Source organism: Clostridioides sp. ES-S-0001-03, assembly GCF_020676075.1.
In the GTDB taxonomy this organism is placed as follows: Bacteria; Bacillota; Clostridia; order Peptostreptococcales; family Peptostreptococcaceae; genus Clostridioides.
This window is the reverse complement of the sequence record NZ_JACVWJ010000001.1, coordinates 631,666-646,079: the sequence shown is the minus strand read 5'-3', so window position 1 is coordinate 646,079 and position 14,414 is coordinate 631,666. Positions and strand designations below refer to the sequence as shown.

Genomic DNA, 14,414 nt, shown 5'->3' with positions numbered 1-14,414 from the left:
TAATTTAGCCTCTTTTTTATTTGTACATATTCTTTTTTTAAAAAAGGTTTCTCAAAAGAGAAACCTTTTTCAATATATAAAACTTATATTACATATCTAATAAATCTTTTAATTTACTTATAACTGAATCAGCTATTCCTTTTCCTACTTGAACTAAGTTTTTAGCGCCATCACCATCAACTGTTTTACTTATAGCTACATGTTGATCTGCTGATAAATTATCAGTTGCTAATAAGATTGGAGCTGGAGAAGGAGTTCCAGTTACAGTATCATTATCATATTTAGCACCAAAGTTTCCAGCCACTGCTGCTGCTGCCAAAGCATCTACTAATTGATCTTCTTTAGTAGAACCATCTTTTGCTAAGAAATAATTTTTAACAGAATCTTTATCAAAATATTCTTTTATAACTTCAGCATTAGTTGCTTGTCTATCAGCGCCACTGATTCTCTCTGGAGATTTTCCAGTAGCATCATCTATATAATCTTCCATTTTAGCAGAAACACTATTTTCTCCACCAATTATGTCTACTTGTGCATCATCTAAGAAATCTTCAGCTGCTTTAGATAATTTGTCAGATTTTCCATCCACAACGATTATTGGAGTAGCTTCACCATTCTTTAATTGAGAAGCAACTGGAGCAATACTCATTGCATCTGCTAACCCTGTTCCTCCTACTACATAAGCTTTATCGTTTATATCTATTTCATCAGCTATAGCTAATGAAGTTTCATATCTATCATCACCTGATAATCTAGTTACCTTAAGACCCATATCTTTTAATTCATTTTCAACTTCTTTAGATATAGAATTTACTCCACCTGCTATGAAAACTTCTTTTTTATTACTTATTCCAGTTGAAGAATCTAATTTCATAACTCTTTTTATTTCAGCTCTTACTGATGAATCTAATTTATCCTTAGAACTTAATAATAAAGGAGCATCTTTTTCTGCTGCTAAAGGAGAAGCTACTAAACCATCAACTATAGCTTGAGAACCTACTAATACAACACTATTTACAGGATTTGCATATAATGCTTTTGAATCAGTAGAATTATAGAACTTACGACTTAATTCTATAGCAGTCTCTATTCTATCACTACCTGCAACTTCTTGTACATTTGAATAACTATTATTATAAGTTACTAAATCATCTAAATAATCAACTAAATCTTTTTCTTTTGAAGCTTTTAATACTATCTTAGCTGGTGCATCATTATCACCTAATGTTCCTTCTGTTGAAGATGCAGATAAAGTACTTAATCTCTTACCTTCTGGATAAAGAATTAATTCAAGATCTCCATCAGAATTTTTAACAGCATAATCACTTACATGTTTAGCTATATAACTTATATTCTCAGTTTCAGTTTGACTGTCATCTTTAAATACATACTGCTTAGCTAAATCTTTTGCTTTTGTAGCTGAATTAGATTTAACATCAATTGTTTTTTCTACAGCTTTTATTACTCTAACTGTAGTAGTGTCTTTAGTAGCTGGAGTAGTACTAGTAGGAGTTGAACCTAATCCGCCCACTGTTACTGAAGATTCAGTAAATTCAAATCCATCAGCTACTTTTTTTGCTGTTTTTTCTTCTCCTACTTTGAATGTTTCTTGTGTAAATAAGTTAATTTGCTTTACATCTGTACCATCAGTTGCACCAGTTTTAACTATACCATATCTTAATTTTGTATCAAGAGTTTTTGGTTTAATTGTAAGTGTATCACCTACTATTTCCCAATCTGCAATATCCTTTAATTTAAGAGCAGAAGCTGCAGTTGAATCAGTATCAAGTGACACCATTCCTTTAGTTGTTCCATCAGTATTTCCTGCTTTAATTATTTCCTTTTCTTTATTAGCTTCTAAGTCAGCAACTATATTTTCTAAATCTTTTGCTGTTAATTTAGCAGCTGGAACTTCTGCTGTTTTATTGTAATTAATTGCAAATTCTACTTTCTTGCCATCACCTAAACCTTTAAGTTGATTCTTAGTAAGTGTTTCTAACTTGTCTCCAGGCTTAGTATCACTTGATTTTACATCAGTTATATATTCACCATCAAAATATATACTTATTTCTAATATTGTTCCATTTGTTAAACCTGCTTTTAAATCTTTAAGTAGTTTTTCATACTTATCTTGAACTACCGTATATCCTTTAGTTCCTACAGCTGTTTGAGCAAATACTGGAGCAGCAGAACCTACTACAGTAACAGCTGCCATAGCCATTGCTAAATTTTTCTTATTCATTTCTTAAATTCCTCCCAACATTATATTAATTACATCTCTTTAATTATGTACATTAAATTTCCATGTTCATATAATCCAAATACTTCTCACACTCTTATGATAGACTATATAAAATATAATTTCAATAATTTATGCAAAATTAATTGAAGTTTTTTCCAACAAATTAATTTGTTTTTTTACATTTTTTTATTTTTTAAAATATTTTATATAATTCATTCCTTGTCATTAATTTTATTTTTAATTTCAAATTAACTTTATCCACCTTATAACATAAATACTAATATAAAATCTAACTATTCAAAAACTCCATCGTCGCATTAACTTCACCTTGACTAGAAACATGCATGCCAAATCCAAAGCTATAAAATTCATCTTTTAACATATTCTCATTGTATTTAGAAGACTTCTTCCATAAATCAAAAATAGATTTAGCTATTTCTTTTGCATCTTTAGAAGTATAAACAGACTTAACATTCATAGGTAAATATGCAATATTTTCACCACTTCTTGCTCCAAACCCAAAAAACACTTCCGCTGCATTTTTTCCGTCAATCTCATGAGCAAATACTTTCTTCTCATCCATATACTTAGACCATGCATTTGCCATTCCAGACAATGATTTTGATTCTTTTAAAACCTTTTTGCCTTTTTCTGCTCTATACAAATTAACTAAATTATACATTTCATCAGACACCATAGACTTAAACTCATAACTATTAGGGTCTTTTGTACTTGTATTTACAATAACCTTAACATTTACACTAACTTCACACTTCTGACCTAAACTATCTATAGCATATATATTTAAAACATATGTACCTGCTTTCTTTGTATCAACCTTCCCTTGAATATTAGGAATTAATTCATTCCCATGATAATCAGTAGCAACTATATTCAACATGCTATTATTAAAACTATCACCTACAAACATTTCAATATTATTAGCAGTTATTGTAGGCAATGTATTCTTATCAGATGCATAATCAATACATTGTTCAATAACCTTTTTATCCATCCCTCCTAAAGAAGTAACTTCCTTAGATCCTTTAAGTATACTCTTATCACTTCTCTCATCAACAAGTACTATAGGTCTATTTTTAGCTAATGGAGAACCTGCTACAGCATCTACTAATTTATATCCTTGAGAAATATAAAATTTATTTGTTCCTTTATAAAAACGTTGTATGACCTTTTTATTGGTCTCAAATCTATCTTTCCCAGCAATTCTAACAGAGTTAGTCTTATTAACAAATTCATTACTCATTATCTCCTCTGAGCCAAGAGAATAACACTGAACATCATCTACATTAAATGGTATACTCTTTCCATCCGTAAGTATCACTGGTACTCCATCTCTAGCAGCTACAGAAGAAACACTCATTGCATCAGCTTCACCTCTATATCCATTTACAAGAAAGACCTTATCTCCATTATTTACTGGTTTAATAGTAGATATTTCTTTTGCTATAAGATAACTAGTCTTTATTCTATCTTCTCCGCCAATTCTTTTGACTTCAATCCCCTTATTATTAAGTTGATTTTCTACAGATTTACCTATAGTATCCTCTGTCCCTATAATATAAGCATTCTTAACATCTTTTAATCTTTTTTCTACATCAGTTGGTATCTTATTTTTTTGTACCAACATTATAGGAGCATTTGTTACTCCTGACAATCCACTTGCACTTAACCCATCTACTATAGAGTTATCAGTGTTTACTAATATGACTGTTTCATATTTTTGTTTATCTGCTATCAAAGCAGAAGTTTCATATCTATCTTTACCTTGTATCTTTTCTATACTTGAAAGTGCATTAATATTTGGTTTACCTGCCATTATTAAAGTTACAGCCAATCCTATTGATAATATTCTCTTATCTACCTTCATCGAACTCCTCCTACTAATCTTTTATATAATTCAGCTAATCATAAATTACATCCTCAGTAGTGATTCCCTCAAAATTTATAAATTATTAAAATAAAAAACACCTAAAATACCATAATCTACAAAGCAATAACAAAACAGATTACAAAAAGTACTTTAGATGTGATTTTCATTTCATAATATCAGTAAATTAATGAAAAGACAAGATTTTTGGAATTTTTTACAAGCTACCTTCATTACCGTTTAGAAATTCTTGAGTAGCATGTACTTGTCCATCTGACAATATATAAAGTCCGAACCCAGTACTATAAAACTCATCACTAAGCATATTTGCATTATACTCAGGAGACTTCTTCCACACTTCAAATATAGCCTTTGCCAAATCTTTTGCATCTTGAGTCGTTTGAACATTTTTAGAATCTATATAAATATAAGCTATATTTTCCTCACTTCTCATTCCAAATTCAGAAAATACTTGTGGAGCATTTTTACCATCTATATAGTGTGCAAAAACTTTATTGTCCATCATATACTTAGACCATGCATTTGCCATCCCCTCTAACTTACTAGACACTACCAAAGGTTCTTTACCTTTTTCTTTTCTATATGAATTGATTAAGTTATACATTTCAGTAGAAACCATTTTTTTAAATTCTGGGCTATTATAATCATGAGATTTATCATCTAACACTTTTATTTCTACTCTTTTTTCTGTACTTTTTCCCCATTCATCTGTAGTTTTTAATGTCAATATGTATGTACCTACTCTATTTGTATCTATAAACCCATTAATTTCTATTGGCAATACATTTCCTGTATTGTCTTTAGCTACTATATTCATCTTGCCAGTGTCAAATTTTTCGCCTTTATATATCTCTGTACTTCCCACTGTAATTATTGGAGGTTGTCCATTTGATTTTGAAGCACTTATACATTGTTGTATTACCTTCTCATTCATTTCACCTATAGAAGTTATATATTTAGCTCCTTCTAATACAACCTTATCACTACCATCATTTACTAATACCATTGGTGAATCTTTAGTAAGTGGTGCAGCTGCTATAGCGTCTACCAACTGATAGCCATCTGATACATAAAATCCTTCTACATTTTTATAAAAGTACTCTATTACCTTTTTGTTAGTTTCAAATCTGTCAGTTCCTTCTATTCTAACTGAATTTGTGCTCTTTACTAAAGAACTGCTCATTATCTCCTCTGACCCTATACAATAGGACTGAACATTTTTGACATCAAAAGGCACACTCTTTCCATCTGTAAGTATAATTGGAACACCATCTCTAGTAGCTACTGATGATACACTCATAGCATCTGCTTCTCCACTGTAGGCATTAGTTAATAGTACCTTATCCACCTTTTTTATAGTTGCTATTTCTTTAGCTATTAGATAACTTGTTTTTAGCCTATCTTCTCCACCAATTCTCTTTACTTCTATATGTTTAGAATCTAGCTCTTTTTCTACTGATTTACTTATAGTATCTTCTGTACCTATTATGTATGCTTTTTTGATATTTTTTAGACACTTATTTGTCTCTGTTGGTATCTTATTTTTTTGTGTAAATAATATTGGTGCTTTTGTTGCACCTGACAACCCACTTGCACTTAATCCATCTGCAAGAGATTTTTCTGTATTTACTAAAATAACTGTTTCATAAGTTTGTTTGTCAGCTATCTTTGCTGCTGTTTCATATCTATCTTTGCCATATATTTTTTCTACTACTGATGATGCATTTACACTTTTGAAGTTTACCAAGATTAATGATACTGCTAGACCTAATGATAATATTTTTTTATTCATTTTCATATCCCCCTGATGATTTTTATGTTTTATATTTATATGGTTTTTACTTTTTTTTATTATTTTGTTATTTTTTGTATATTATAAAGTATATCTTATATAAATATATTACGTCTATATATTAATATTTTATTTAATTAAAAATTCAAAAACTATCTCTAGTTATATTTTAAATATTTGTAAGATATATTTCATTATTAAAAATAATTTACATCACTTTACAAATTAAATTTAATTCTACTTAAATTTTCACATATATTCCAGCATAATATTATTAAGATAATATAAATAAAAATAAGAATGCACTTAGACATATGATTTATATCTAAATACATTCTTATTTTAAACTTACTTACTTATATTTACTTTGATATTTATTTTGATTCAATTAAACTCTTAATCTTATCTACTACAGATGAAGCTATTCCTCCACCCACTTCAAACAACTTAGATGAATTTTTATTTTTTAATGATGATTCTTGTGATTTATCTAACGTATTTGTAGCAAGTACAACTGGCGAATTATTTTTAGCTGCCAATGGACCAACTGCCAAAGCATCTATAAGCTTATCTTGATTAGCAACTACAACCCCATCCAATTTGGAATGAGAATAGAATTTATCTATTACTTTAGCATTTGTCTCTTGTCTATTTTGACCTGCAACTCTATTTTTTGACACATCTTTATTCGTTATTTTTCCAACTTGCTCAATAGCCTTGTTAGATATTTTTTCTACTCCACCAATAAAGTATACATTTGACACTTTGTTTGATTTAATAAATTGTTCTGCTTCATTATCTACACCATCCTTTTGTGTAAGTACTATTGGAGTTTTTTCCTTTCCAGCTAATGATGCTATTGATAATGAATCTGCTTCTCCATTTCCTGCTCCTATATACAACTTGCTTACATTATTTGTCTTATCAATTTCTTTTGCTATATTAATAGAAGTTTGATATCTTGTTTCTCCACCTATTCTTTGTACTGATATCTTTGAATTTATGCCTTTAATAGCTTCAACAACTGAATTTGGCATTGAGTTATTTCCACCTACTACAATTACTTTTGATGGATTTAATCTTTTTAGCTCTTCTATAGTTTTTTGAGGAAGTTTATCATTTGAAGATAAAAGAATTGGTGAATTTTTTACACTAGCAAGTGGTGTAGCAGTAAGCCCATCCACCATACTTCTGTCTTCTCCATTTACTATCACAACTGTATCTGACTTTGTCCATCCACTTTGAGATATTTTAACAGCAGTTTCAAATCTATCTGCACCTTTTAATTTTTTTACTGTAACATTAGATGTAGAGTCGCTTGAACTTCCTCCACCAGAGTTACCACCTCCAGATGAACCACCTGAATTATTGTTTCCACCATTATTATTGTCATCAGAATTGTCTGGTGGTAATTCATCTGGTTTAGCTAACTCATTATCAACTACATACTCTAAACTTTTTGGAAGTGTAACTTCAACATACTTACTTATTGTAGCTTTTCTTCCTTTACTTGATTTTTGTGATAATCCAAGCTTCAATATTATATTTGAACCACTTTCTTCTGTTTCTTTACTAACAACAGAATAGTTTATTCTAATATTATTTAATAAATATTCAAGTGATTCACTTTTCTCAACCTTATATTTTTCAGGATCGTTTTTACTAGTTCCAGTTCCTCCTATTGGTTTTACTTCATTCTCATTGATAAGAGTAAAGTTTAAACTTTCACTAGAATCTATACTTTCATAATCAACGGTTTTATTGTTGTAAGTTACAATTTTTAAAGCTGGTTTGGAATTTTCCCCATTACCCAATATTTTATACTTAGCACTTGAATTACTTCCAGATTTTTTTACTGATATTCTTCCTAGATTTAATGTATTTCCATCTAACAAATCTTCATTTGATGTAACATATATATCTAATGTTGTTGTATTACTTGCTTTATCATATGTTGAAACACAATTGGCATTTGCATTTCCACTTTTTATCTGAGCTTCTATATTATCAGACCACTTAATCTTTTGACCTGGCTCATTATCTAGTACTTCAACCTCACCTTGTACTTTTATACTAGCTTGAAATGAATATACTATATTTTCTACTGAATCCACAGATATATCTATAGTATTTACTTTTTCATATGTCTTTGTTCCTTGTAACACTGGAGCAGCATATGCACATGTAGCACTACCAGTTACAGCTACTGCCATAGTTGACACTGCAATAGTTCTTATAAGAGATTTTCCTTTACTCATTAACACCCGTCCTTATCTACCATCAGCCAGATAGATAAAATCCTTTATCTATCTGGCTTTTATATTTAATTTATAAATTACCCTAAACTTATAGTTACATTATATATACTTTACTTTTAACATCTTACTCTTTTAAAACTTTTCTAGTACCTAATCCTACTAAATATCCACTATTGGCACTAGCATGTTTAGTTTTTTTTAGATTTCTATTACTTATTTATCTCTGACAATATTACCTTTTACTTTATTATTTATAGATATAACCTTCTTATTGCTAACATCAATAGTATTCTTTGTAGCTTTTCTCGCTTTACTATTACTATCAGTAAGACTTATCGTCTTTAACTCATCATAAGTTTTAGCTTCCACAGGTACATACATTGTATCACTTACAAATCTTTGACCTATTGGAGTATCTCCTTGAAGGTCATTATATCTATATAATTCTGCCTTAACTTTATCACTTAAAGAATCAAAGCTTTCTTTTGGCAGATAGTAAACCCATGTACCTTTGCTTATTTCACCTAATTCACCTTTTTCTGGTACCTCTGCAAATAAAAGTGCTTCCCCAGAGATAGTTTTATTATTTTTATCTATAAGTAATGGTAAATTAAATGCTGGATTTCCACTGTATTCACCTGTAATTACTATTGAACCTGCTGGAATCTTAGCTGTTTCATCTTCACTCGTATTAGTGTCATCCTTTTGATATACATAGTCTTCTGCTAATTTTCCAATTCCATTAGTGCGAGTTTGGTCTACACTATTTACTGTTCCAATCTCTATATTGTCACCTGGAGGTCCTATTACATCAAGTTCTGCAACCTCTATATTAGACTTATTGTTTGATATTAGTTTTACATATCTAGCTTGGTATGTCCAAAGCTTACCATCTTTATTAAATGTAACTCTAGCTTCATTATCTTGGTCTTTTCCTCCACCAACTAAGTCTTGTCCATATTCAAAAGTTCCTTGGCTAACATCTTCCCAATTCTTTTTATCATTACTTACTTGTATTTTGTAATTAGTTAAAGGATTGTATGTTGTACTAGTATCCTTTCTAAGGTTGAATAATCCTTTTAATGAGAACTTTCTAGCTTCAGTTTTTGGCTTTGTATATTTTAGCCCTACTATAGGTAATGTTTCCTTCATATCTACTATTATATATGGATTTTCTTCTACATTTATATCTGGGTCTTTTTGAGGGTCTTTGTTCCACTCAGCTTTACTTATTCTTTTTCCTTTATATGTAGTACTTGCATCATTATCCTTGATGTTATCAATCTCTGGATTTTGTAATGGTCCATGTGAGTCATTTTCAGTTCTAACATCACCATCAGAAACAGTGTTTGTTATAAATGACCATGCTGATTTGTTTATTTTTCCTTCATCTGATAATTTTACAGTACCAATTTCAAACTCATCTGTTGGATTTAGATGATAATCGTATGCAACTACTTTATATGTAAATGCTCTATTATTAAGAGGAGATATATTATCAGTAAATTTAGCTTGACTATTTCCTTTTGCATCTACAAACCCTACTGTTCTATATTTTACTTGAGTTCCATTTTCACCATCTAAGTAGTTTCCATCACTTCTTATTATCTCGTATCCCAATATCTTGTCTTTGTCTTTGTCAACATCTAGGTCTATAGATATTTTATTAGATTTAACTAGAGAACCACTTTGTACTCCATCAGCAAAACCAGCACTTACTTTAGTATCTTCTGCCATACTAGATATATTTTCATTTAAAATCTTTCTTCTAGCTTCATCATTTATATATTGTATCTTTCTAGACTCTTTTTCGTACTTTTTACCATCCATTATACTGTTTAACTCTGGTGTAATTTCTACTCCCCATGCTTTAAAGTAATCTCTTAAATCTTTTTCAACAACACTTGATGCCATTGCTACTAACATTTGGTCTTTTGGTAAATTATTTATTGGGTCATCACTTGAAAGTGCTCTATATTTTCTTGAAATCTTAGCATAGAATGTGTCATTGCTTAAATCAGCATCTGAGTTATTTTTTAGCATTGAACCAGTAAAATCATTATCATAAGCTAAATGTAGTTGCCACAACATTCCAAGTCTCTCAAATACATTACTTGGTATACCTACACTGTTTGAAGTTACATGTTCATATATCTTGTCCATTGTTGAACCTTCAAGTCTTGAATGTGTCTTATCATCAAATGTTTGAGCAAGTAAAGCAAGTACATTGTTACTAGTTTCGCTATATGTCATCTTCCCAATGTCTGTAACATGTCCTATCTCATGACCTATTCCCCATCCAAACAAACTTCCTCCTGTAGCTTTTCCAGTAGCATCTATCTGGAAAGGTACTCCATTCATAAGTCCTGGAACTGAACCGTATTCTACTCCTACATGTAAACCAGAAGCATACATAAATGCTCCAATAAACATTCTTTGATATTTTATATTCATACGAGATTTAGGAGCCATATCATTTTTAGTTATGTCAAATTCATTATCATCTACAGTTCCATTTCCATCTAAATCTTGTGTCTTAAATACTCCTCTTTCTGAGTATATTAAGTCCATTATTTGTTCCCATGCAAGCATACTACTGTATAATCTATCTACTTGTGTATTTAAATCAGAATTTCCACTTGATATTCCTTGGTATACAGCTGTTGCAGGAACATTTAACGTAACTTTATCACTTTCAATATCTGTAGTGTTTAATACACCCGTTGTTTCTGAATATCCATATGAATTGCCAATATTCGTTCCTGGATAATATGGCTCTCCCTTTATATCATTCTTATATTTAGCTAATTCTTCTATATAGGCTCTTATCTTTTTCTTAGATGCAGAAACTCCTTCAGGGCTCTTATCATTTATCATTCCATTTAAGTTAAGATGTGGTATCTTAGTAGCTCCTGCTACACGTACTTTTATATCTCCACCACTTGGAGCATCATAAGGGTATCTTATATACAAGCTTCCTCCACATTCTACATCTAGACTATGAAGCTTACTTAACTGAATTACATTTTTACCAGTGTTAAGATTTATTTCTCCACTCTTATATGCACCCGACTCTCCATAGTATTGTGTATATATTAACTTAGGAGTTCTACCACTTTTACTTCCAACATATACTGTGATTTCATCTCCAGCTCTAGCAGCTACACCCAATGCTTGCCAGTCATTTCCCATACCTAAATTATTGGACTTAACAGTATAGTTTCCACTCTTATCTTTATACTTTCCTGAAACATTTATATCTTGATTTACAGTTGTTACATCAGCAAGTGTAGCTCTATCATTATATAAGTCTTGAGCTAATTTTAATTCTCTATCAATAATTGTCTTGTATGGATGATATTCCCCACTCACTTTATCAGGAGTACTAATTCTATCTTTTAATTCTGTTATTTTTTCTTGAGTTACATCTTCTTTTAATTCAACTTGTAAGTCATCTACAAATAGATTTCTTACATCTTTTTCTATACTGTCATATTCATAGAATTTAAGTTCTGATATATTAGACTTATATGAATAAGAAGAACAAACACTTACTTGTATCTTAGTAGCATTTATTGGTTCCTTTAATCTTACCATTACATATATATTATTATTTACAGGGTCTGTTTTTGTTTCAAAGGGTACATCTCCTAAATTATGTACTTGACCATTTTCATCCCAGTATTTTATTTCAAAGTCATTGATTGTCTTATCAGAAACATCAAAACGAGGGGTAGCCATAAAAGTATCCATCGTATAAGCTTTATCAAAAGTTATGATTGGACCTCTATTTGTTCCCTCAGCAGCATTATATTTTGGGAATGTCCAATGTGTTGTAAAATCTCCATCTACTATATTAAATTTATTAAATGGATTTTTGTCACTATATTCACTTTTATCATATCCAGCTGGATAAGTAACATCTACTATATGATTTGTTGGTATCCCAAAACCTGCATCTAACTTAGGAGTATTAATTAGTCTATAGTTAGGTGTTGTTGGAGCATCAACACTCTCAGTTGTTCCTATATATGTTTTAGACATTCCACTCGTACCTAAATGGTTCGTAGCTGTCATTCTAACTTCATATGTTGTATTATCCTTAAGCCCCTCTATTTTTAAACTTGTTCCACGAATAAGTTTGTCATTATATTTTATCCAAGAGCCATTAGAACTTTTTTCTCTATAATATAAATCAAAGTCTTTAGCTTGCTTATGATTTTTCCAGCTTACATCAAGAGCCTTAAATCTACCTTTGACATTTATACCTTCTGGTGGTTCTGGTTTTGTATCTGGAACAACTTGAAATTCTATTATACTGTCTGGACTAAATTGTATAGGCTTATAGTTTGAGTCTACATTTTCTGGGACTCCATCTAAGTTTTCTGCTGTTGCCTCTTTATATCCACTAGCCCAATCTCCATTTAAAGACTGTATGCTCACTCTATATAATCCATATGCTTGTATATCTCTTACATCTATAGTGTTTTTACTCGTTTGTAATTTTTTAGTCGATAGTACTTTTCCTTTACTGTCAATCGTATCTAATATAAGTTCATATGCAGATACATTTACTTCATTATTCCAATAAAAAGATACTTTTTCGTTTCCAACAGCAGTACTAGTCGATATTTTATTGATTTTAGGTATATTCATATCTGGTTTTGGTATTTCTTTATAAACATTATTTAAAAATTCAACTTTAGATATTTCTGCAAGATTTCTATCATTTGCTGTTGTAGCTGTTATTTTTATTGTTATCTTTTTTACTGCTACTTGTTTACCAAGATTTATTACTATATCACTATTTTGAACTTCTGCATATGTTTCTACTGCTGACCTACCATATGTAGATGTTGTAGAATTATCATCTTTGCTGATATTGTCTTCTTGTTTTGATGTATCTTTGTCTGAATCAGACTTATCTGTTGATGAATTTTCTTTATCGTTGTTTTCTTTATCAGTTGTATTTGAATCTTCTTTATCATTTTTTTCTTCTTGATTATTGTCTAAATTATTATCAGACTGCTCTATATTTTCATCTTTATTATTTGTTTCTTCTTGCTCATTATTTACTTCCTCTTGCTTCTGCTCTTCTTTTAAAGTTTCTACATATTCTTTATTTTCATAAGGAACCTGTTGAACATTACCATCTTTATCTGTAACTTCAACTATTCCTTTTGCTGGAGCATTCCCTTCAGGTGCTTTTATATTTATGACTTCCATATCAAGTGCTTCTAATAAAGCTATATCCATTACTGCTGGTTTTTCTTCTGATATCTTATCGTCTGCATTTGCTGGAGATATTTTAACTCCACTATTCTCTCCACTGAATAAATCCTCTACAGTACCTTGAATATTTGTATCACTGTTTTTTTCTAATGTTACTTTACTTGTATCTACTATAGGATTGGTAGATACTATACTCTCTAGGCTTTTTTCATCTTCACTTTGCCCTAAATTTTTCTGAACATAGTCTAGGTCAGCAATATCTACCTTTCCATCTCTATTTAAATCATATTCACTTTTATTTGAGTTTATATTTTTCAATACATCCTCATAATCCTTCTTATCAACTTTACCATCATTATTCACATCGCCCATCAAGAATAGTTCATAGTTTAGAGGTTTATTTTTATCATCAACACTTGCTCTATTACTTAACAAAACTCTTTGTGAATAACTTGATATATCAATGTCCTTAATTTCCTTACTCTTGAATCCTCCTCCAGAGACTTCTACATTGTATTTTCCAACAGGTAAATTATTAAATACAATATTATAATATGATATATTTTCATCTTTATTTTTTATTTCACTTCTACTTGCAGATAGTTTTTTTATAGTATATTCTATATTATCTGCCCCAATATTTAATGTTCCTGAATCTTTTTCTCCCAGATTTATTATTCCACTATTATTACTATCATCTTTTAATTCCAATTGTATATTAGTCATACTTTCTGATTCATTATTTTTTATTGGAAGCGAAAAATTTAAATCTACTTCAAGATTCCCCTTTAACTTCTCTGTAACTGATTTTTCAACTGCCCTTAACTTCCCCTCTAAGATAGGTTCTGCAAAAACGTTTAGTGGTGCACTACACATTGATACTGCTAGTACACAAGATATTGCTTTTTTCATGAAACAACAATCCTCCCTCAATAAATTTCTAATTTCTCATGAATTTAAATACTATAGTTTCAGACAATA

The 14,414-nt window shown here is 30.2% G+C and carries 5 protein-coding genes; all 5 read right to left on the bottom strand.

Features of this window, described 5'->3' with window-relative positions; translation table 11 throughout:
- Positions 1-88: 88 nt before the first annotated feature.
- Complete coding sequence (gene slpA / locus IC174_RS02750) at positions 89-2,242, bottom strand: S-layer protein SlpA (protein ID WP_227482108.1); 2,154 nt, start codon at positions 2,240-2,242, stop codon at positions 89-91.
- Positions 2,243-2,531: 289 nt separating this feature from the next.
- Positions 2,532-4,130 (bottom strand): cell wall-binding repeat-containing protein, encoded by a 1,599-nt coding sequence (locus IC174_RS02745; RefSeq protein WP_227482107.1) that lies wholly within the window; start codon positions 4,128-4,130, stop codon positions 2,532-2,534.
- A 217-nt stretch (positions 4,131-4,347) separates the two neighbouring features.
- Positions 4,348-5,949: a cell wall-binding repeat-containing protein gene (locus IC174_RS02740; protein WP_227482106.1), complete on the bottom strand. Its 1,602-nt coding sequence runs from the start codon at positions 5,947-5,949 to the stop codon at positions 4,348-4,350.
- A gap of 368 nt (positions 5,950-6,317) precedes the next feature.
- Complete coding sequence (locus IC174_RS02735; RefSeq protein ID WP_227482105.1) at positions 6,318-8,201, bottom strand: cell wall-binding repeat-containing protein; 1,884 nt, start codon at positions 8,199-8,201, stop codon at positions 6,318-6,320.
- 213 nt (positions 8,202-8,414) lie between these two features.
- A complete protein-coding gene (locus tag IC174_RS02730) occupies positions 8,415-14,345 on the bottom strand; it encodes a M60 family metallopeptidase (protein ID WP_227482104.1) in 5,931 nt (1,976 codons plus the stop codon).
- Positions 14,346-14,414: the final 69 nt, after the last annotated feature.

What these genes read in the sequence shown, in the direction of transcription:
- slpA (WP_227482108.1), bottom strand. Translation starts at nt 2,242, where the DNA reads ATGAATAAGAAAAATTTAGCAATGGCTATGGCAGCTGTTACTGTAGTA.
- IC174_RS02745 (WP_227482107.1), bottom strand. Translation starts at nt 4,130, where the DNA reads ATGAAGGTAGATAAGAGAATATTATCAATAGGATTGGCTGTAACTTTA.
- IC174_RS02740 (WP_227482106.1), bottom strand. Translation starts at nt 5,949, where the DNA reads ATGAAAATGAATAAAAAAATATTATCATTAGGTCTAGCAGTATCATTA.
- IC174_RS02735 (WP_227482105.1), bottom strand. Translation starts at nt 8,201, where the DNA reads ATGAGTAAAGGAAAATCTCTTATAAGAACTATTGCAGTGTCAACTATG.
- IC174_RS02730 (WP_227482104.1), bottom strand. Translation starts at nt 14,345, where the DNA reads ATGAAAAAAGCAATATCTTGTGTACTAGCAGTATCAATGTGTAGTGCA.